The 21,043-nt window shown below is 60.8% G+C and carries 19 protein-coding genes; 10 read left to right on the forward strand and 9 right to left on the reverse strand.

The window, feature by feature from the left end:
* Positions 1 to 6: 6 nt before the first annotated feature.
* From BM026_RS02955 to BM026_RS02965, 3 genes are all read right to left on the reverse strand, one after another.
* The gene (locus tag BM026_RS02955; RefSeq protein ID WP_071490306.1) at positions 7 to 972 is read right to left on the reverse strand and encodes an L-carnitine dehydrogenase; all 966 of its coding nucleotides are present in this window, start codon (positions 970 to 972) and stop codon (positions 7 to 9) included.
* Positions 973 to 1,099: 127 nt separating this feature from the next.
* Positions 1,100 to 1,987 (reverse strand): 3-dehydrocarnitine:acetyl-CoA trimethylamine transferase CdhC, encoded by an 888-nt coding sequence (locus BM026_RS02960; RefSeq protein ID WP_092242127.1) that lies wholly within the window; start codon positions 1,985 to 1,987, stop codon positions 1,100 to 1,102.
* Between the two features lie 78 nt (positions 1,988 to 2,065).
* Positions 2,066 to 3,010: a choline ABC transporter substrate-binding protein gene (locus tag BM026_RS02965; RefSeq protein WP_092242128.1), complete on the reverse strand. Its 945-nt coding sequence runs from the start codon at positions 3,008 to 3,010 to the stop codon at positions 2,066 to 2,068.
* 193 nt (positions 3,011 to 3,203) lie between these two features.
* Here BM026_RS02965 and BM026_RS02970 point away from each other — a divergent pair, with 193 nt between their 5' ends.
* A complete protein-coding gene (locus tag BM026_RS02970) occupies positions 3,204 to 4,148 on the forward strand; it encodes a GlxA family transcriptional regulator (protein ID WP_093514142.1) in 945 nt (314 codons plus the stop codon).
* 68 nt (positions 4,149 to 4,216) lie between these two features.
* Entirely contained in the window at positions 4,217 to 5,383 is a 1,167-nt protein-coding gene (locus BM026_RS02975; protein WP_071490302.1) for an AAA family ATPase, read from the forward strand.
* A gap of 109 nt (positions 5,384 to 5,492) precedes the next feature.
* Here BM026_RS02975 and BM026_RS02980 read toward each other — a convergent pair whose 3' ends face one another.
* Positions 5,493 to 5,909 carry a DUF3010 family protein gene (locus BM026_RS02980; RefSeq protein WP_093527288.1) on the reverse strand — a complete coding sequence of 139 codons (417 nt, stop codon included), beginning with the start codon at positions 5,907 to 5,909 and terminating at the stop codon, positions 5,493 to 5,495.
* Positions 5,910 to 5,950: 41 nt separating this feature from the next.
* Positions 5,951 to 6,352 (reverse strand): lysozyme inhibitor LprI family protein, encoded by a 402-nt coding sequence (locus tag BM026_RS02985; RefSeq protein ID WP_071494402.1) that lies wholly within the window; start codon positions 6,350 to 6,352, stop codon positions 5,951 to 5,953.
* A gap of 219 nt (positions 6,353 to 6,571) precedes the next feature.
* Here BM026_RS02985 and BM026_RS02990 point away from each other — a divergent pair, with 219 nt between their 5' ends.
* From BM026_RS02990 to BM026_RS03015, 6 genes are all read left to right on the forward strand, one after another.
* Positions 6,572 to 7,549 (forward strand): dipeptidase, encoded by a 978-nt coding sequence (locus BM026_RS02990; protein WP_093527290.1) that lies wholly within the window; start codon positions 6,572 to 6,574, stop codon positions 7,547 to 7,549.
* A gap of 75 nt (positions 7,550 to 7,624) precedes the next feature.
* The gene (locus BM026_RS02995; RefSeq protein ID WP_008083165.1) at positions 7,625 to 8,155 is read left to right on the forward strand and encodes a DUF5943 domain-containing protein; all 531 of its coding nucleotides are present in this window, start codon (positions 7,625 to 7,627) and stop codon (positions 8,153 to 8,155) included.
* Positions 8,156 to 8,170: 15 nt separating this feature from the next.
* Positions 8,171 to 10,231 (forward strand): dimethylglycine demethylation protein DgcA, encoded by a 2,061-nt coding sequence (dgcA, locus tag BM026_RS03000; RefSeq protein WP_071490299.1) that lies wholly within the window; start codon positions 8,171 to 8,173, stop codon positions 10,229 to 10,231.
* A 171-nt stretch (positions 10,232 to 10,402) separates the two neighbouring features.
* Positions 10,403 to 12,346, forward strand: a complete 1,944-nt coding sequence (dgcB, locus tag BM026_RS03005; protein WP_071490298.1) for a dimethylglycine demethylation protein DgcB — start codon at positions 10,403 to 10,405, stop codon at positions 12,344 to 12,346.
* Positions 12,346 to 13,566 (forward strand): electron transfer flavoprotein subunit alpha, encoded by a 1,221-nt coding sequence (locus tag BM026_RS03010; RefSeq protein ID WP_092242147.1) that lies wholly within the window; start codon positions 12,346 to 12,348, stop codon positions 13,564 to 13,566. The genes dgcB and BM026_RS03010 overlap by 1 nt, the downstream gene beginning before the upstream one ends.
* A 10-nt stretch (positions 13,567 to 13,576) precedes the next feature.
* Positions 13,577 to 14,347, forward strand: coding sequence for an electron transfer flavoprotein subunit beta (locus BM026_RS03015; RefSeq protein ID WP_092242150.1), 771 nt, complete (start codon positions 13,577 to 13,579; stop codon positions 14,345 to 14,347).
* Positions 14,348 to 15,006: 659 nt separating this feature from the next.
* Here BM026_RS03015 and gbcA read toward each other — a convergent pair.
* A complete protein-coding gene (gbcA, locus tag BM026_RS03020) occupies positions 15,007 to 16,302 on the reverse strand; it encodes a glycine-betaine demethylase subunit GbcA (RefSeq protein ID WP_071490295.1) in 1,296 nt (431 codons plus the stop codon).
* Positions 16,303 to 16,583: 281 nt separating this feature from the next.
* On the opposite strand from gbcA, the gene gbcB reads away from it, so the two are divergent.
* Positions 16,584 to 17,684 (forward strand): glycine-betaine demethylase subunit GbcB, encoded by a 1,101-nt coding sequence (gene gbcB, locus BM026_RS03030; RefSeq protein ID WP_092242153.1) that lies wholly within the window; start codon positions 16,584 to 16,586, stop codon positions 17,682 to 17,684.
* Positions 17,685 to 17,741: 57 nt separating this feature from the next.
* On the opposite strand, the gene BM026_RS03035 is transcribed toward gbcB, so the two are convergent.
* Complete coding sequence (locus BM026_RS03035) at positions 17,742 to 17,939, reverse strand: hypothetical protein (protein ID WP_092242156.1); 198 nt, start codon at positions 17,937 to 17,939, stop codon at positions 17,742 to 17,744.
* A gap of 176 nt (positions 17,940 to 18,115) precedes the next feature.
* Positions 18,116 to 19,156, reverse strand: coding sequence for a threonine aldolase family protein (locus BM026_RS03040; RefSeq protein WP_092242160.1), 1,041 nt, complete (start codon positions 19,154 to 19,156; stop codon positions 18,116 to 18,118).
* Between the two features lie 90 nt (positions 19,157 to 19,246).
* On the opposite strand from BM026_RS03040, the gene BM026_RS03045 reads away from it, so the two are divergent.
* Positions 19,247 to 19,975, forward strand: a complete 729-nt coding sequence (locus tag BM026_RS03045; protein ID WP_093514147.1) for a TraX family protein — start codon at positions 19,247 to 19,249, stop codon at positions 19,973 to 19,975.
* Between the two features lie 20 nt (positions 19,976 to 19,995).
* Here the strand turns inward: BM026_RS03045 and BM026_RS03050 are convergent, their stop codons facing one another.
* On the reverse strand, positions 19,996 to 21,024 hold the full coding sequence (locus tag BM026_RS03050) for an NAD(P)/FAD-dependent oxidoreductase (RefSeq protein ID WP_093514148.1): 1,029 nt from the start codon (positions 21,022 to 21,024) through the stop codon (positions 19,996 to 19,998).
* Positions 21,025 to 21,043: the final 19 nt, after the last annotated feature.

The following is a 21,043-nucleotide window of genomic DNA, read 5'->3' on the forward strand; positions in this document are numbered from 1 at the left end:
GTTCCGTTATTCAGCGAAGGTCATGCCGTGCCTGGCCTTGGTGGTTTTCACCGCTTCCAGCACCGCCAGCAGGCAATCATCACGATAGCGCTCCAGCGCTGAAATGCTGTGCTTGCCCAACTGGTCGCTGGTGCCGTCGACCACGTCGTCGATCAGCTTGTCGGTCAGTTCCGGCGCCGGCAGGTAGGTCCACGGCAATTGCAGTGCCGGGCCGAACTGCGCCATGAAGTGCCGCATGCCGGCATCGCCGCCCGCCAGGGTGTAGGTGAGGAACGTGCCCATGAACGACCAGCGCAGGCCGGCGCCAAAACGGATTGCGTCATCGATCTCGCCGGTGGTCGCCACGCCATCATTGACCAGGTGCAGTGCTTCACGCCACAACGCTTCGAGCAGGCGATCGGCGATGAACCCCGGGACTTCCTTGCGCACATGCAGCGGGCGCATGCCGAGGGATTCATACACCTTGATCGCGGCCTGGATGGCTTCTGGCGCGGTGTTCTTGCCGCCAACCACCTCCACCAGCGGCAACAGGTAAACCGGGTTGAACGGGTGGCCGACCACACAGCGTTCCGGGTGGGTCGAACCTTCGTAGAACTCACTCGGCAACAGGCCCGAGGTGCTTGAACCGATCAACGCATTCGGCTTGGCTGCCGCACTGATCTTGCTGTGCAGGTCCAGCTTCAGCTCCAGGCGTTCCGGGGCGCTTTCCTGGATGAAGTCGGCGTCTTTCACGCATTCTTCAATGGTGGCGACAAAGCGCAGGCGCTCTTGCGACGCACCCGGCGCCAGCCCTTGTTTCTCCAGGGCGCCCCAGGCGTTGGCGACGCGCTTGCGCAGCGCAGCTTCGGCACCGGGTGCCGGGTCCCAGGCGACCACATCCAGGCCATGGGCCAGGGCGCGGGACACCCAGCCGCTGCCGATGACACCGCTGCCGAGGGCGGCGAAGGTTTTGATTTCGGTGATAAAGCTCATGGCAAATTCCTATGGATTTCGGTGGTCCAGTGTGGGAGGGGGCTTGCCCCCGATAGCGGTGTGTCAGTCGATACATTCGGTACTGATGCACCGTAATCGGGGGCAAGCCCCCTCCCACATTTTTTGATTAGCGGCGTTTGGTGAGGCCCATTTTTATGCGTCCTTCGGCGGGGGTCATGACCCGTGCGCCGAGGCGGCTGAGGATTTCACTGGCCCGTTCCACCAACTGACCGTTGGTCGCAAGCACACCCTTGTCCAGCCACAGGTTGTCTTCCAGACCGACCCGCACGTTGCCGCCCAGCAGCACTGCTTGCGCCGCCATCGGCATTTGCATGCGGCCAATCCCAAAGCCGGCCCACACGGCGTCGGCGGGCAGGTTGTCGACCATGGCTTTCATGGTGGTGGTGTCGGCCGGGGCGCCCCACGGGATGCCCAGGCACAGTTGGAACAGCGGGTTGTCGAGCAGGCCTTCCTTGATCATCTGTTTGGCGAACCACAGGTGACCGGTGTCGAAGATCTCCAGCTCGGCCTTTACGCCCAGCTCCTGGATGCGTTTGGCACCCGCCCGCAGTTGGGCCGGGGTGGACACGTAAATGGTGTCGCCATCGCCGAAGTTCAGGGTGCCGCAGTCCAGGGTGCAGATTTCCGGCAGCAGTTCTTCGACGTGGGCCAAGCGGGTCAGCGGGCCGACCAGGTCGGTGTTGGGGCCGAATTCCATCGGGTTCTCGCCGCCACCGATCTCCAGGTCGCCGCCCATGCCGGCAGTGAGGTTGACGATGATGTCGATGTCGGCCTCGCGGATACGCTCCATTACTTCGCGATACAAGGCGACGTCACGGCTGAACTTGCCGGTGTGCGGGTCGCGCACGTGGCAGTGCACAACGGTCGCGCCCGCTTTGGCGGCTTCCACGGCGGCGGCGGCGATTTGTTTGGGGGTGACCGGCACGTGTGGGCTTTTGCTGGTCGTGTCGCCAGCACCGGTGAGTGCGCAGGTGATGATGACGTCGTGGTTCATGAGGCAGGTTCCTTACAAGCGGGCGTAGGGGTGCCGTGCGCAGCCGGGAGTGGCTGCGACACGGTGATTCGAATCAGGTTATTTGCTGGTCAATTGCAGGTTGGCCGCCGCCGGTTTGCCGTCGAAGGTGGTCACACCTTCCAGCCAGCGGGCCTGGTCTTGCGGGTGATCCTTGAGCCATTGCCTGGCGGACTCGATAGGGTCCTTGTGATCCAGCAGCGGCTGCATCATCCGGCTCTCGTCGGCGGCGGTGAAGGTCAGGTTGGTCAGCAGTTTGTGCACGTTGGGGCATTGTTCGGCGTAGTTCGGTGCGGTGACGCTCCACACGGTGGCCATGCCTTCGTTCGGCCCCAGGGCGTCGTCGCTGCCGGTGAGGTAGGTCATGGCGACGTTGACGTTCATCGGGTGCGGCGCCCAGCCGAAGAACACTACGGCTTCCTTGCGGCGCACGGCGCGGTCGACGGCGGCGAGCATGCCGGCTTCACTGGACTCGACCAGCTGGAATTTGCCGAGGCCGAACTGGTTCTTGGCGATCATCGCCTTGATCTGGGTGTTGGCGCCCGAGCCTGGCTCGATGCCGTAGATCTTGCCGCCCAGTTCTTTCTCGAACCTGGCGATGTCGGCAAAGGTTTTCAGGCCTTTGTCTGCCAGGTAGGTAGGCACGGCGAGGGTGGCACGGGCGTCTTCCAGGCTGGGCTTGTCGAGCACCTTGACTTGCTTGGCGTCGACGAACGGCGTGATGGTCTGGGTCATCAGCGGGTTCCAGTAGCCCAGGAACAGGTCCAGGCGCTGGTCGCGGATACCGGCGAAGATGATTTGCTGGGAGGCGCTGGTCTGTTTGGTCTTGTAGCCGAGGCCGTCGAGCAACACTTGGGTCATGGCGCTGGTGGCGATTACGTCGGTCCAGTTCACCACGCCCATGCGCACGTTCTGGCAGGATGCCGCGTCGGCAGCCAGTACGTTCGTGCTCAAGATGGCGCTGGCGCTGAGTGCGAGCACGCAGCGGCTGATCAGTCGGTTCATGGTGGATCCCTCGGCAGGTCGTTATTGTGGGGTCCGGCGTCTTTGTGCGCCGTGGGATCAAATTACGCAGCTTGAGGGCCGACAAAACGCACGGCGGCGACCAGCTCTTGCACTGCAGCGACCTGTGCTCTTGAATGGCTCGTTGAACTGGCGTATCACAGTGAGCACGCTGCCCGTCCTACGAGAGCGCACCATGTCCCAGGATTTCTACTTTCTGCTGATGCCGGGCTTCTCGGCCATCGGCTTTATCTCTGCGCTGGAACCGTTGCGGGTGGCCAACCGCTTTCGTGGCGAGCTTTACCGCTGGCATGTATTGAGTGCCGATGGCGGCGCGGTATTGGCGAGCAATGGCATGTCGGTCAACGCTGACGCCGCGCTGGAACCGTTGAAAAAGGGCGCGACGTTATTGGTGGTGGCGGGCTTCGAGCCGCTGCAGTTCGCCACGCCTGCGCTGGAGCACTGGCTACGGCGCCTTGACCATGATGGCGTGACCCTCGGCGCCATCGACACCGGCGCTTGTGTGCTCGCCGAAGCCGGGCTGCTCGACGGCCACCGCCTCACCCTGCACTGGGAAGCCATCGACGCGTTCAAGGAATCCTATCCGCACCTGATGGTCACCCAGGAACTGTTCGAAATCGACCGCCGTCGCATCACCTGCGCTGGCGGCACCGCTTCCATCGACCTGATGCTCGACTTGATTGCCCAGGCCCACGGCCCCGAACTGGCGATCCAGGTCTCCGAACAATTCGTGCTCGGCCGCATCCGCCCACGCAAAGACCACCAGCGCATGCAGATCGCCACGCGCTACGGCATCAACAACAAGAAACTGGTGCAGGTGATCGGCGAAATGGAGCAACACACCGAGCCGCCGCTGAGCACCTTGGCCCTGGCCGAGGCGATCAAAGTCACCCGGCGCCAGTTGGAGCGGCTGTTCCGCCTGCACTTGAACGACACCCCGAGCAATTTCTACTTAGGCCTGCGCCTGGAAAAAGCCCGACAGCTCTTACGCCAAAGCGGTATGAGCGTGTTGGAGGTAGGTATTGCGTGCGGGTTCGAGTCGCCGTCGTACTTCACCCGCAGTTATCGCGCGCGGTTTGCGAAGTGTCCGAGGGAGGATCGGCGACGGGAGGTGGTGTAATGGCCAATTATAGTAAATTATACTCGCGACTATAATTTATAGTCCTTTCCATAATTGAGTATAAAACCATGTCCAAGCACAGCGGCTTTGTATTCCGCCGCCCCACCCTGGCCAGCAGTATTGCTGACGGCCTGGTGGGCGCCGGCATTCAGGATTTCACCTCTGGCCTGTTTCTCGCGGCGCCGCGTCGTACGGGCAAAAGTACTTTTTTGCGTGAGGATCTGATCCCGGAGTGCCAGCTTCGGGGTTGGCTTACCGTGTATGTCGATCTGTGGGCCGACAAAGAGAAAGATCCCGCGGAGTTGATTGCCAGTGCTATTGCTGCCGCGCTGGTGCCCTATGAAAAGGGCATTCGCAAGCTGGCCAAGCACATTGGAATCGAGAAACTGAGCTTTCTGCGTACCCTGTCCTGGGACTTCAGCAAGCCTCAATTGCCGGTTGGCGCGACGTTGACCCAGGCCTTGGAGTTGCTCCACCGCGCAGCGGAAAAACCTGTCGTCCTGGTGATTGACGAGGCTCAGCACGCTTTGACCAGCGATTCAGGCATCAATGCGATGTTCGCGCTCAAGGCTGCCCGGGATCAGCTCAACCAAGGCCGTGACGAGGACGGCAGCGGTTTGCATCTGGTATTCACCGGCTCCAATCGCGACAAGCTGGCTCACTTGGTACTGGGTAAAAGCCAGCCGTTCTTCGGCTCCAGCATCACGCCGTTCCCGCTGCTGGGTAAAGAGTTCACCCAGGCCTACACCGCGCACCTCAACGCGCACCTGGCCAAGACCAACCAATTCAACGCCGCCGATATTGATGAAGCCTTTGAGCTGGTAGGCCGGCGCCCCGAGATGTTGCGCACGATCATCGGTGAAGTGGCGCTGGAGTTGGGCGAAGCCAGCAACCTCGGCCAGTTGCTGCACAGTCGTGCCGAACTGCTGCGTGCCGGTGTGTGGACCGAATTCGAAAGCGCCTGGAACAACCTCACCATCCCCCAGCGCGCCGTACTGCAAGTGATGGTGGAGCGCTCGCAAAACAACGAACCCTTCGCGCCGTTCACCGACAGCACCGTAACGGCGGTCAGCAAGGCGCTGGAGGACATGGGCAGCGACGTGGTGCCGGGCACCCAGACGATTCAGGCCTGTATCGATGCCCTGCGCGACAAGGAACTGGTGTGGAAGTCGAGCCGGGGAGGGTATGCCCTGGAGGACAAAACCTTCGGCGACTGGCTGCGCAACAAGCGCTGACATGTGGGAGGGGGCTTGCCCCCGATGACAGGCTGTCAGTTGATACAACTTCGGCTGACCCACCGCTATCGGGGGCAAGCCCCCTCCCACAGTAGATTAATGATGTGGCCTATTTCTTCAGCAGCGCCGAACACGCTGCTTTGTACGCTTCATGCTGGTATTTGTTCAGCGTCGCCGGCAGTTCGAAGTTGTGCTTCTTGTTCTGCGCATTAAGGGTCTGCGGCGACAGCAAGGTCACCTCAACCCCGTCCAGCAGCTGGAACACCCCTTCAATCTTGAACGTGGTCGGGCCACCGGCGAACTCGCCTTTCTTGCTGCGCTTCTTGATCGCGATACGCTCGATGGCGTTTTCCTGCACAAATGCCTTTACCTGTGCGGCGAAGGCTTTGACGTTGGCGGCCTCGTCGTCGTCTTCCAGGGCAATTTTCTTGGTCGCCAGGGCGACGTGGGTCAGCGTCTGGTTGTCCAGTGAGGCGACGGCGATGATGGCTTCGCTGCCTTTGATTTCGATGCCGCAAGTCTTCATGAATAGCCTTGGTTCAGAGTAAAAGTGGCGGAGATTGTCGCTTATTCCTGCCCAATCGACTCCAAAAACTCCGACCGCTCATCACTCATCCGCGCCAGGCAGTCGTTCTGTGCGATCGCGTAGGCCTTGGTGCCGGTCACCGCCGGAAAGGTGTCCACCGCGCAATCAGCGTCACGCAATTTTTCCCACTTTTGCTGGGCATCCTTCAGACGAGCGGTAATGTCCGCCAGCTTGGTCTTGTCGCTGCCGTAGGTCGACGCCATGCGTTCGAGCAGGCCCTGGTAGTTATCCTTGAGCAGCTGTTCAGCAGTGGTTTTGTTATAGGTGGCGCATTCCAGGGTTTGCTTGTCGTTTTCGATGCCGTCGCACGGCGTGCTGTCGGTGTCTTCAGCCGCGTGAACGCCGGTTGCGATGAGTGCCAAAGCCAGGAAAATCGATTTCATTGCGCCGTCTCATATCAGTTGATGCCCGAATTCTGGCTCAAGCGTAAGACAAAGAACAGCCGCGAGTCAGACCTCTCTTGGTAGCCTTTGTCGCGGATTGACGCTTTCGGCAATTCCCCTGTCGTTTTTGCACCCGGCTCTGTCGGCCCCTGGGCATATGCTGGCCCCAAAGCGCCGGCAGACGATTCGGCGCATGAATCGCCAATAAGGGGACGCCTGATGAGCCCAGCCGAATTGCACGCCGACAGCATCGTTATCGACGGGCTGATTATTGCCAAGTGGAACCGCGACCTGTTCGAGGACATGCGCAAAGGGGGGCTCACCGCCGCCAACTGCACGGTGTCGGTGTGGGAAGGGTTCCAGGCCACCATCAACAATATCGTGGCCAGCCAGACTTTGATCCGTGAGAACAGCGACCTGGTGATCCCGGTGAAAACCACTGCGGACATCCGCAAAGCCAAGGAACAGGGCAAGACCGGCATCATCTTCGGCTTCCAGAACGCCCATGCCTTCGAAGACCAACTCGGCTACGTCGAGATCTTCAAGCAGCTCGGCGTCGGTGTGGTGCAGATGTGCTACAACACCCAGAACCTGGTCGGCACCGGTTGCTACGAGCGCGACGGCGGCCTGTCGGGCTTCGGTCGCGAGATCGTCGCCGAGATGAACCGTGTCGGCATCATGTGCGACCTGTCCCACGTGGGCTCCAAGACGTCCGAAGAAGTCATCCTCGAATCGAAAAAGCCGGTGTGCTATTCCCACTGCCTGCCGTCGGGCCTTAAAGAACACCCGCGCAACAAGTCCGATGAAGAGCTGAAGTTCATCGCCGATCACGGGGGGTTTGTCGGTGTGACCATGTTCGCGCCGTTCCTGGCCAAGGGCATCGATTCGACCATCGACGACTACGCCGAAGCCATCGAATACACCATGAACATCGTCGGTGAAGACGCCATCGGCATTGGCACCGACTTCACCCAGGGCCATGGCCAGGATTTCTTCGAAATGCTGACCCATGACAAGGGCTACGCCCGCCGCCTGACCAACTTCGGCAAGATCATCAACCCGCTGGGCATCCGCACCGTGGGCGAGTTCCCCAACCTCACCGAGACCCTGCTCAAGCGCGGCCACCCTGAGCGCGTGGTGCGCAAGATCATGGGCGAGAACTGGGTCAACGTCCTCAAGGACGTCTGGGGCGAATAAGCCACCGCTAACGCATCTTCTCCCCGGCCATCCGCGCCGGGGCACTACACAAGAATTTTCTGGAGTTAAGTTTCCATGGCCAAGATCGCCCCGCAATTGCCTATCGAAGTCGACAGCGAAACCGGTGTCTGGACCTCCGACGCCCTGCCGATGCTGTACGTGCCACGCCATTTCTTCGTCAACAACCACATGGGCATCGAAGAAGTGCTGGGCGCCGAGGCCTATGCCGAGATCCTCTACAAGGCCGGCTACAAATCCGCCTGGCACTGGTGCGAGAAAGAAGCCGAATGCCACGGCCTGGAAGGCGTCGCGGTGTTCGAGCACTACATGAAGCGTCTGTCGCAACGTGGCTGGGGCCTGTTCAAGATCCAGGACATCGACCTCGACAAAGGCACCGCCAGCGTCAAGCTCGAACACTCGGCGTTTGTCTACGTGTACGGCAAGGTCGGGCGCAAGGTCGACTACATGTTCACCGGCTGGTTTGCCGGTGCCATGGACCAGATTCTTGAGGCCCGAGGCAGCAAGATCCGCACTGTGGCCGAACAAGTCTACGGAGGCTCCGAAGAGGGCCACGATGACGGCCTGTTCACCGTCAAGCCGTTGTAAGCCGAGGACCGTGCCATGGCTTTCGAAGCAATGTTCCAGCCGATCCAGATCGGCAAGCTGACCATCCGCAACCGCGTGCTCAGTACCGCCCACGCCGAGGTGTATGCCACCGATGGCGGGATGACCACTGACCGCTATGTGAAGTATTACGAAGAGAAAGCCAAGGGCGGTATCGGCCTGGCAATCTGCGGCGGTTCCTCGGTGGTGGCCATCGACAGCCCGCAGGAATGGTGGAGCTCGGTGAACCTGTCCACCGACCGCATCATCCCGCACTTCCAGAACCTGGCCGACGCCATGCACAAGCATGGCGCCAAGATCATGATCCAGATTACCCACATGGGCCGCCGCTCGCGTTGGGACGGCTTCAACTGGCCGACGCTCATGTCGCCGTCTGGCGTGCGTGAGCCGGTGCACCGCGCCACCTGCAAGACTATCGAACCGGAAGAAATCTGGCGTGTGATCGGCAACTACGCCCAGGCCGCACGCCGCGCCAAGGCCGGTGGCCTGGACGGGGTGGAATTGTCCGCCGTGCACCAGCACATGATCGATCAGTTCTGGAGCCCGCGGGTCAACAAGCGGACCGACGAGTGGGGCGGCACGTTTGAAGGGCGCATGAAGTTCGGCCTGGAAGTGCTGAAGGCCGTGCGTGCCGAGGTGGGTGACGACTTCTGCGTGGGCATGCGCCTGTGCGGTGACGAGTTCCACCCGGATGGTTTGTCCCACGAGGACATGAAGCAGATCGCCAAGTATTACGACGACACCGGCATGCTCGATTTCATCGGCGTGGTGGGTTCGGGTTGCGATACCCACAACACCCTGGCCAACGTTATCCCCAATATGAGTTATCCACCGGAGCCGTTTTTGCACCTGGCCGCAGGTATCAAGGAGGTGGTCAAGGTCCCGGTGCTGCACGCGCAGAACATCAAGGATCCGAACCAGGCCACGCGCATCCTGGAAGGCGGTTATGTGGACATGGTCGGCATGACCCGCGCGCACATTGCCGACCCGCACCTGATCGCCAAGATCAAGATGGGCCAGATCGACCAGATCAAGCAATGCGTCGGCGCCAACTATTGCATCGACCGCCAGTACCAGGGCCTGGATGTGTTGTGCATCCAGAACGCCGCGACGTCCCGTGAATACATGGGCGTGCCGCATATCATCGAGAAGTCCACCGGGCCGAAACGCAAAGTGGTGGTGGTGGGTGCCGGCCCGGCCGGGATGGAAGCTGCACGCGTGGCCGCCGAACGTGGCCATGATGTGACGCTGCTGGAGAAGAAAGAATTTATCGGTGGGCAGATCACCACCGCTTCGAAAGCGCCGCAGCGTGACCAGATTGCGGGTATCACCCGCTGGTTCCAACTGGAGCTGGCACGCTTGAAAGTCGACCTGCGTCTTGGCGTGGCGGCGGATGCCGACACCATCCTGGACCTGCGTCCGGACGTGGTGGTGCTGGCGGTGGGTGGGCATCCGAATGTGGAGCAGAACGAGCACTGGGGCGCCGCCGAAGGTTTGGTGGTGAGCAGTTGGGATGTGCTCGACGGCAAGGTAGCACCGGGCAAGAACGTGCTGGTGTACGACACCATCTGCGAATTCACCGGCATGTCGGTGGCGGATTTCCTCGCGGACAAAGGCAGCCAGGTCGAGATCGTCACCGACGACATCAAGCCGGGCGTGGCCATCGGCGGTACGTCGTTCCCGACCTACTACCGCAGCATGTACCCCAAGGAAGTGATCATGACCGGCGACATGATGCTGGAAAAGGTCTACCGCGAGGGCGACAAGCTGGTGGCGGTGCTGGAGAACGAATACACCGGCGCCAAAGAGGAGCGGGTGGTCGACCAGGTGGTGGTAGAGAACGGCGTGCGGCCGGACGAAGCCATCTATTACGCGCTCAAGGAAGGCTCGCGCAACAAGGGCCAGATCGACGTCGAAGCCTTGTTCGCGATCAAGCCGCAGCCGTGCCTGAGCGAGACGGGTGATGGGTACTTGCTGTTCCGCATCGGTGACTGTGTGGCGCAGCGTAATACCCACGCTGCGATCTATGACGCTCTGCGCCTGTGCAAGGATTTCTGAGCCAGCCTTGAACCAATGTGTACTCGGTCCAAATGTGGGAGGGGGCTTGCCCCCGATGGCGGAGTGTCAGTTGATACAGCTGTAGCTGACCCACTGCTATCGGGGGCAAGCCCCCTCCCACATTCAGCGCCAGTTTCACAGTAGACCTGTGCGGTCTGTGGGAGCTTCACCATGTTGAACACCTTGCTGCCTATTCTCTTGTTTACCGCCCTGGGCCTCGCCGTCCTCGGCGCCCTGCGCCGGGTGAACATGTGGCGCCGTGGCCGCGCGTCCAAAGTCGACCTGCTGGGCGGCCTGCTGGCCATGCCCAAGCGCTACATGGTCGACCTGCACCACGTGGTCGCCCGCGATAAATACATCGCCAATACCCACGTCGCCACCGCGCTGGGCTTTGTGCTGTCGGCCTTGCTGGCGATCCTGGTCCACGGTTTCGGCCTGCAAAGCCGTATCCTCGGTTACGCCTTACTGTTGGCCTCGGTGCTGATGTTTGTTGGCGCCACCTTCGTCTATCTGCGTCGGCGCAACCCGCCGTCGCGCCTGTCGAAAGGCCCGTGGATGCGCCTGCCGAAAAGCCTGATGGCGTTCTCGGTGAGCTTCTTTCTGGTGACGCTGCCGGTGGCTGGGATTCTGCCGGCGGACTTCGGCGGCTGGCTGCTCGCCGCATTGCTCAGCGTCGGTGTGTTGTGGGGCGTGTCCGAGATGTTCTTCGGCATGACCTGGGGCGGCCCGATGAAACACGCCTTCGCCGGTGCCCTGCACCTGGCCTGGCACCGCCGCGCCGAGCGTTTTGGCGGTGGCCGTTCCACCGGTTTGAAACCGCTGGACCTCAGTGACAAGACTGCGCCCCTGGGTGTGGAGAAACCCAAGGATTTCACCTGGAACCAACTGCTCGGTTTCGACGCCTGCGTGCAGTGCGGCAAGTGTGAAGCCGCGTGCCCGGCGTTCGCCGCCGGCCAGCCGCTGAACCCGAAAAAGCTGATCCAGGACATGGTCGTCGGCCTGGCCGGCGGCACCGATGCCAAGTTCGCCGGCAGCCCGTATCCGGGCAAAGCGGTGGGCGAGCACAGCGGCAACCCGCACCAGCCGATCGTCAACGGCCTGGTCGACGCCGAGACCCTGTGGTCGTGCACCACCTGCCGTGCCTGCGTGGAAGAGTGCCCGATGATGATCGAGCACGTGGACGCCATCGTCGACATGCGTCGCCACCTCACGTTGGAAAAAGGCGCCACGCCGAACAAGGGTGCCGAAGTCCTGGAAAACCTGATCGCCACCGACAACCCCGGTGGTTTCGCACCGGGCGGTCGCCTGAACTGGGCGGCGGACCTGAACCTGCCGCTGCTCAGCGAAAAAGGCAGTGCCGAGGTGCTGTTCTGGGTCGGCGACGGTGCCTTCGACATGCGTAACCAACGGACTTTGCGTGCCTTCGTCAAAGTGCTGAAAGCGGCCAAGGTCGACTTCGCCGTGCTCGGCCTGGAAGAACGCGACAGCGGTGATGTCGCCCGGCGCCTGGGTGATGAAGCGACCTTCCAGCTGCTGGCTTCGCGCAATATCCAGACCCTGGCCAAGTACAGCTTCAAGCGGATCGTCACCTGCGACCCCCACAGTTTCCATGTGCTGAAAAATGAATACGGCGCTTTCAACGGCAATTACCGGGTACAGCACCACAGCACCTTCATGGCCGAGTTGATCGGTGAGGGAGCGCTGAACCTGGGCCAGCACAAAGGCAACAGCGTGACCTATCACGACCCTTGTTACCTCGGCCGCTACAACGGCGAGTACGAGGCGCCACGCCAAGTGCTGCGTGCATTGGGGATTGAGGTCAAGGAAATGCAACGCTCGGGGTTCCGTTCACGCTGCTGCGGTGGCGGCGGCGGTGCGCCAATCACTGACATCCCCGGTAAGCAACGTATCCCGGACATGCGCATGGAAGACATCCGCGAAACTGGTGCCGAGCTGGTGGCGGTGGGTTGTCCACAGTGCACGGCGATGCTTGAGGGCGTTGTAGAACCAAGACCCTTGATCAAGGACATTGCCGAGCTGGTGGCCGACGCGCTGCTTGAAGACGCCGCGCCTGCCAAAGCCCCATTGAAGCGTGAACCTGCGGAGGTGCACTGATGAGCGACATTATCCGCCGCGACCCACGCGCCGAGTGGATCGCCCGCAACCGCCTGCACCCGCTGCATGCGGCGATGCAACCGGTGCAGCACAGTTGGATGGGGCCCAATGGCGTCATCCGCAAGAACGTGCACGGCGTCGGTTTTATCGGCCCCAATGGCATCAAGCGTATCGACCGCAGCGGCGCGCAGCAGGGCGGCTCGGCCAAGCGTACGGCGGCGGTAGAAGTGCAATTGCCGCTGCATCAGATTGCCGCCCCCGCGTTCTACATCAACGTGGTACCGGACATGGTTGGCGGCCGCTTGAGCAGCCACGATCGCGACCTGCTTGGCCTGGCGCGACAACTGGCCGGCAGCGACGGCGCGGTGCTGGCGGTGGTGTTTGGTGAGCACAAGGAAAGTGCGTTTGCCACGGCGGGTGTCGACCGTTTGCTGGTGCTGGAGGGCCACGCATTCGACGGTTATTCACCGGAGCAACGCGTCCAGGGCCTGCGGGCTGTGGATAACCAGTTCAACCCGCGACACTGGCTGCTGCCGGACAGCCGCAGCGGCGGTGGCGAGTTGGGTCGACGCTTTGCCGCCAGCCTCAAGGAGCGCCCGGCCACGCGGGTGTGGCAGATCAAGGGCGACGAGTGCATCGGCCGCGCCGGTGCCGGCCAGGAAGACTTGGCCCGGCCACTGCCGCGCCTGGTCCTGGCGGCTGCCGAATGTGCCGATCCGGTCAGCGAAACCCGTCACGAAGTGCTGCCAGTGGAGTTATCCACAGCCCTGGCGCGCAGCCTGCCACGCATCGAAGACCTCGGCGCGGTGGCGGTGGACCCGGCGGCGATTCCCATGGCCGAAGCGGAATTCATTTTCTCCGGCGGCAACGGCGTGAAGGACTGGGCGCTGTTCCACCAGACCGCCGCCGCCCTGGGCGCCACCGAAGGCGCCTCGCGGGTGGCGGTGGACGATGGCTTCATGGCGCGTGATCGCCAGGTCGGTGCCAGCGGCACCTGGGTCACGGCGCGGGTCTACGTGGCCGTGGGTATTTCCGGTGCGATCCAGCACCTGCAAGGCATCGGCGCCTGCGACAAAGTGGTGGCGATCAACCTCGACCCGGGCTGCGACATGATCAAGCGGGCCGACCTGTCGGTGATCGGCGAAAGCGCCGCAATACTGCAAGCCTTGATCGCGGCGGTCGAAGCCTACCGCAATGGCGCCAAGCGCGATGCAGCATGAGGATACGACCATGACGACGAATGTAATCAGCCTGGTGTCCATCGGCGCCCACCCGACTTCCGGGCGCCCGCGCCGTGCCGAGCAGGATGCGCGAGCCGTGGAGCTGGGCCTGCAAATGGCTGGGGATAAGTTGCAGGTGCTGCACGCCGGCAACATCGCCGAACCGACCCTGCGCAGCTACCTGGGCATGGGCCTGCCGCAATTGCATGTGCTGGAGCAACCGGCGGGTAGCGATGCGTTGCCGGTGCTCAGCGAGTACCTGCGCGATGCGGGTGCCCAAGTGGTGCTCGCCGGCAGCCAGGCCGAAACCGGTGAAGGCTCGGGCATGCTGCCGTTCCTGCTGGCCGAGCAACTGGGTTGGCCGCTGATCGTGGGGCTGGCGCAGGTGGAGTCCATCGACGGCGGTGTGGCCCATGTGCTGCAAGCCTTGCCCCGTGGTCAGCGGCGGCGCTTGAAGGTGCGCCTGCCGTTCCTGGCGACGGTGGATAACGCTGCGCCCAAGCCACGGCAAAGCGCCTACGGCCCGGCGCAACGCGGTGAGTTGGCGCCCCATGAAGTCCAGATTGAAGAGGATGAGCTGTTCCATGCGGCGGTGTTGCAGCCGGCCAAGCCACGGCCCAAGCGTCTCAAGGTGATCAAGGCCAAGAGCGGCGCTGACCGGATGAAAGCCGCCACGGCCAAGGCCAGTGGTGGCGGTGGGCAAGTGCTCAAGGGTGTGAGCCCGGAAGAGGGCGCCCAGGCGATCCTCAAGCTATTGGTTGAGGAAGGTGTGGTTCGCTGAACGTGAACAGGGACTGTGTTTACCCACAATCCCTGTTGACCTGTCTGTGGATAACCTGTTCGCGGTTGTCCACACCCCTTATGAATCAAGCCCTAGAGTCCCATGTACGAAAAATAACCAAGCTAACTGAAGGTTTTTGATGGGGTTTTTCGCTGCGTCGGTGTATTTCGCTGAACCGACTTGCCCCCATAGTCTGTTGGTGCTTCTGTGGATAACGTGTTCGCTCTCGGCTGAGGACCTTATTAATAAAGGCCTGCATGGAGTTGATCAAAATCTGATCGATGTAAGCGGTTTCTCAGCTGAGACGCCTGAAAGCCTAGATTCGTGAAGCTTTGAGGTGGTTTTCCACAGCGTGATCGGAGTTGCCCCCAAAGTCTGTTGGTGCATCTGTGGATAAGGTGTTCGTGTACTGCTACAAGCCACGTAAATCATGGCTTTCAGTAGGTTGTTCAAAAAACGAACAAAGCCGGGCCAGACTCACTGGTTTGAATAAGTCACGGATTTTATTCACTTAATTTCAGGCTGGTGCGGCGCTTGTCCACAATTGCTGTGGGTGGCTCTGTGGATAAGTTGTTGGGCAAAGTCTGGAGGGCAGGGGAAACAAGGGGAAGCAGGGGGTTGAATGTTTTTTGCACAATTCAGCCCCCCGGACCAACGTGTCATTCGTGAGCGGCAACACCCTTGAGGTAGGGCGCCGGAGCGGCCCCAAGGTTGTGCAGCATGCGCTCGCTATACCAGTCCACGAAGTTCACCACGCCGAACTCATAGGTCTTGGAGTACGGGCCAGGCTGGTAAGCGGTGGAGTTGATCCCGCGCTGGTTCTCTTCGGCCAGGCGACGATCCTGGTCGTTGGTGGCGTCCCACACTTCGCGCATGCGTGCCACATCGTAGTCAACACCTTCCACGGCGTCTTTGTGCACCAGCCACTTGGTGGTGACCATGGTTTCCTGGGCGCTGATCGGCCACACAGTGAACACGATGATGTGGTCGCCCATGCAGTGGTTCCAGGAGTGGGGCAGGTGCAGGATGCGCATCGAGCCCAGGTCCGGGTTCTTGATGCGGCCCATGAGTTTGGCGCAGCCCTGCTTGCCGTCCATGGTCATCGACACGGTGCCTTTGAGCAGCGGCATGCGCACGATACGGTTACGCAAGCCGAAGCTGGCGTGGGCGTAAGGGATCTTCTCGGCATCCCAGGCGGCGGCGGAGGCGGCTACATGGTCCTTGAACGCCTGGTCGGCGCGCGGATCGGTGACGTCGTCCCATTCCAGCAGGGTTTTCAGCAGTTCCGGGTGCGACGCGTTGCAGTGGTAGCACTCGCGGTTGTTTTCCAGCACCAGCTTCCAGTTGGCTTTTTCCATCAAGGTGGTTTGCACCGCCACCTTGGTGTTCTCCATGTCGTAGGGTTCCATGTAGTGGTTCAGCGTCGACAGGAAGTCGTCGATGGCCGGCGGGTTCTCCGCCAGGCTGATGAAGATGTAGCCGCCGGCGGTCTTCACGTTCACTGGCTTGAGGCCGTACTGCTTCATGTCAAAGTCGGCGCCCATCTCGGTGCCGGCGAACAGCAGGCGGCCGTCCAGCTCGTAGGTCCACTGGTGGTAGTGGCACACGAGTTTGGCGACCTTGCCCTTGTCGCTGGTGCACAAGCGCGAGCCACGGTGGCGGCACACGTTGTGGAACGCGTGCACCACGCCTTCGGCGCCACGGATCACGATGATCGGGTTCTTGCCCACTTGCAGGGTCAGGTAATTGCCCTTGGTGGGGATCTCGCAGGTCATGCCTGCGATCAACCACTCTTTCTGGAAGATCTCCTGCATGTCGATATCAAACAGCCGCTCATCAGAGTAGAACGGCTGTGGCAGCGAGAAAGTGCGCTCGCGCTCTTGCAGCATCTGCGCGGTGGCCTTGCGTGCGGGTTCCAGCGGATCGCCCAAGCTTAAGGTTGCGGTGACGTCCATCGTGTGTGTCCTCATGGCCATTCTGTGTGGCCGGCGAATAGTGGCTACGGTTGTACTACGCAAGGCATAAAGAAAGCGTCGTTGTTGGGAGCGAGTGTGGGGCCGCGCAACGTCAGAACCTTATCCATGGGCGACATGGCCCAATCTGTTCCCGACGCGCAACCCTAGGTCGTTGGGGGCTGGTCGCGATAAGTATGTGAATGTCGCAGATAGGTAAATGGGCGGTTCCGGCGTTACGCAGAATCGCCACCATAAGGCCGACGTCGGCGGTGGAGAACAACATGTCCAATAATTTCCTGAATCCGGTAACCACCCAGACCTGGGCCAATGGTCGGCACATTGTCCGGTGCGTCAAAGTCATCCAGGAAACCTGGGACGTACGCACCTTCTGCTTCATGGCTGATCAGCCGATCCTGTTCTTCTTCAAGCCAGGGCAATTCGTCACCCTGGAACTGGAGATCGAAGGCCAGCCGATCATGCGTTCCTACACCATTTCCAGCTCGCCGTCGGTGCCGTACAGCTTCTCGGTGACCATCAAGCGCGTGCCGGGCGGCAAGGTTTCCAACTGGCTGCACGACACGTTGCACGAGGGCCAGGAACTGGCGGTGCACGGGCCGGTAGGCCTGTTCAATGCCATCGACTATCCGAGCCCGAAGGTGCTGTACCTCAGCGGCGGCGTCGGCATCACGCCGGTGATGTCCATGGCCCGTTGGTTCTACGACACCAACGCCAACGTCGACATGACGTTTATCCACAGCGCCCGCTCGCCGAAAGACATCATCTACCACCGCGAGCTGGAGCACATGGCGTCGCGGATCGACAACTTCAGCCTGCACCTGATTTGCGAGAAGCATGGGCTGGGCGAGCCATGGGCCGGTTATCGCGGTTACCTGAACCACAAGATGCTCGAACTGATGGTGCCGGACTTCCTCGAGCGCGAAGTGTTCTGTTGCGGGCCTACACCGTATATGAATGCGGTGAAGCGCCTGCTGGAAGTGGCGGGTTTCGACATGACGCGGTATCACGAGGAGTCCTTTGGCGCCACGCCGCCGGAGGCCCGTGCGGATGCGGTAGAACAAGCCGAACAGGCCGCCGACGCGCCGGAAATCGACTTGGCGGATCTGCATCAGGTGGAGTTCATTGCGTCGGGCAAAAGTATTCGCGTGGCCCCTGGCGAAACTGTCCACGCCGCTGCTGCGAAGCTTGGATTGCTGATCCCGAAAGCCTGCGGCATGGGCATCTGTGGTACGTGCAAGGTGATGAAGCTGGGTGGCGAGGTCGAGATGGACCACAACGGCGGGATTACCGAGGAAGATGAAGCCGAGGGTTACATCCTGTCGTGCTGCAGCGTGCCGAAGGGTGATGTGCGTATCGAGTTCTGACTAACGAAGCCGCTCTAAATGTGGGAGGGGTGTAGAACCCCCTCCCACAGTCAGTGCTTAACGCACAAACAGGTTGATGAGATACGCACCCGATGCTGTCATTTCGAACTCTTTACCCGTGACGGTAAAGTGCCTTGAAGGCTCGATGATAGCGTCACCAACGTTCGCCAGTTTCCTCAGGTCGTCCAGGCCGACGAGGGTGGCGTTGGTGTCGGATTGAAGCTGAGAAGCAGTCGTGTAGCATTGAATTTCCATGATGTTGCCCTCTGTGGGATATCCATTTCCAGCCGACTATTCGGCAGGCAGTCAGCCCCGAAACAACGCGTCCATTGGTTCGGGGTGACGAGATCTTATCCAGGGCAGGGGCTAGATAGATACTGTCAGAAATACGTACAAACAGTCTCTGAAAACGGGCTGGAAGGCCCGTAGTCTCAGGCCCCCATCACTTTCCGAATATCCGCCGCCAATTCTCTTACACGCTCTTCCTCGGTATCCCACGCACACATAAAACGCGCGCCGCCTTTGCCGATGAAGGTATAGAAACGCCAGCCCTTGGCCGTCAGCGCTGCGATGGCCGGCTCCGAGAGTTGCAGGAACACGCCGTTGGCCTGCACCGGGAACATCAACTCCACACCGGGAATATCCGCCACCAGGCTGCTCAGCAGCTGCGCGCAGTGGTTGGCATGGCGTGCGTGTTTGAGCCAGGCGTCGTTTTCCAACAGACCTACCCACGGGGCCGAAAGAAAGCGCATTTTCGACGCCAGCTGCCCGGCCTGTTTGCAGCGGTAGTCGAAGTCTTCGGCCAGCTTGTGGTTGAAGAACAGGATCGCTTCGCCCACGGCCATGCCGTTCTTGGTGCCGCCAAAGCACAGCACGTCCACACCGGCTTTCCAGGTCAGGTCGGCGGGCGAGCAGCCGAGGAACGCGCAGGCGTTGGAGAAGCGTGCGCCGTCCATGTGCAGGTTCAGGCCCAGCTCTTTGCAGGTGGCGCTGATGGCGCGGATTTCTTCCGGGGTGTACACGCTGCCGACTTCCGTGGCTTGGGTCAGGGTGACCACGCGTGGCTTGGGGTAGTGGATGTCCTGGCGCTTGAGGGCGATCTCGCGGATCGACTCCGGGGTCAACTTGCCGTTTTCGGTGCGGGCGGTGAGCAGCTTGGAGCCGTTGGAGAAAAACTCCGGCGCGCCGCATTCGTCGGTTTCGACGTGGGCGGTTTCCGAGCAAATCACGCTATGGTAGCTCTGGCACAGCGAAGACAGCGCGAGCGAGTTGGCGGCGGTACCGTTGAAGGCGAAGAACACTTCGCAGTCGGTTTCGAACAAGTTGCGGAAACCGTCGGCGGCGCGGTGGGTCCATTCATCATCGCCATAGGCGCGTTGATGACCCTGGTTGGCTTGTTCCATCGCGGCCCAGGCTTCCGGGCAGATGCCGGAATAGTTGTCACTGGCGAATTGTTGGCTCTTGTCGGTCATGGCCCATTCCTGTGGTCGATGTTGGTGCGCACTGTAACGAAGATTGTCGCGGGTGCGCACGCACTGTAAATGCAAAGTCACTGGGGAATTATGCACGGTACTGGAACGATGCCTGTCGGACGTGTCCGCGATGGCGCCCTGGATCTGCTCAAGTGGCTGGCGCTGTTGAGTATGGTGCTGGACCACCTGCGCTATGTCGGTTTAAGCCTGGATGGCCTGTATGTGCCGGGGCGCCTGGCGTTTCCGTGGTTTTGCCTGGCAATTGCGGCCAACCTGCATCGGGTCGCAGGCACGCCGGTGACGCGCCAGTGGCGTTACCTGGGATGGCTACTGCTGTTCAGTGTGATCAGCGAAGTGCCGTACCGGATGTTTATCGACGATGCCGATACATTGAATGTGTTGCCAACCCTGGCGCTGGGTTTGCTGGTTGCCAGAGGATGGCAGCAGAAGACGTTTTTTGATCGAGGATTGGCGTTGATTGCCATCATGATTGCGACCGTTTTTTCCGCGCACTTGATGTTCGGCTTTTTCGGCGTATTACTGCCGTTGGCGATGTTGCTGGTCTTCCGTCGCCCCTGGTATTTCAGCGTCTTGCCGGGCGCGATCTGCGTAGCAGCCAATCAATGGCAGGCCCTGCTCAACAGCGGTACGTTTTTGGCGCTGTCGGGACTGACGGTGTGCATGATCGCGCCACTGCTCGGCTTGGTCCTGCTGCGACATGCCAAAAACGCCGCGCCACCCGCCATGCGGCGCTGGGCGTATAGCCTTTACCCTGCGCATTTTATAGTGTTGCTTGCCGTTCGACAGCTGATTGCTTGACCGCGCAAGGGCCGTATTGGCTATGGCTTTTCAAGCCACGGAGGAGGGAACGGATGGGCACGATACAGTTCACGCATTCTTTTTACATCGCTCTCGAACCAGTCCCGTATCCATCGTTGGTACTGCAGGGAAATAACCTCTTGATTCGTTGGGTTGGCACATCCTTCGACGACAGCCTGGGCGGCCATCATTCCTGACATTAGTGCTTTAAGAACCCCATGAGAGGCGCCCGGATCTATCACCGCGCTGGCGTCTCCCACGATGAAGTAGCCACTGCCTGCCGATTGATCGCAGATTCTCCAAGTAACATCGGCACCCTGCATTTTCCCCACGCGGGTCAGGTGTTCGAAGGAGGATGGAACAGCAGATGCCTTGCAGATCTGATCGTGCTCAAAATAGAGACGTGTCCAGTGATACAGCTTTCGTCCTACCTGTGCGGTCCAATACCACCCCAGCCGATCGGCGAAAATACCCAGTGCACTTTCGTCGATGGTTCCGCTCGTATAGCCATACAGGGCCGTAAGTGGCGGTGAGTAGCAACGTGATCCCAGCCCGAGCTGACGTGTGAGCCAGCCATGAGCGCCGCTGGCATCCACAAGCTGGCGGCAAGACAGAGTCCCGGTAAGGGTTTGTACGCCCATGACGCGACCGTTTTCCAGGAGTACCTTTTTTGCATGGCAAGGCTGCAGGGCATGGACCCCCAGCGCGATTGCCTTCGCCAATAAAAAACCATCCAATATGGACCTGGGTATTTGAAACCCTGACCAAGCGCCATCGGCATCATTTCCGAAGGGAGTAAAGTTTCGTTCCTTATCCCAGGTTACCCAGTTTCCAAAAGGCCTGATGAATTTGCCCGCCTGCACTTGGTTCATCACGCCTAGCTGCTTAAGAAGAGGCTCAATGCCAGGATGCAGTGTTTCGCCAGGACGTTCGCGAGGAAATGAAAGGCGCTCAACAATGGCCACCCTCAGGCCATGTTGAGCGCAAGCAATAGCCGCCGCGCATCCTGCCGGGCCGGCGCCTATTATGACGACATCGTAGTCATTCATCGTGTCGGACTTTAGCTGT

The organism is Pseudomonas sp. NFPP24 (assembly GCF_900112095.1).
Taxonomy (GTDB): Bacteria; Pseudomonadota; Gammaproteobacteria; order Pseudomonadales; family Pseudomonadaceae; genus Aquipseudomonas; species Aquipseudomonas extremorientalis.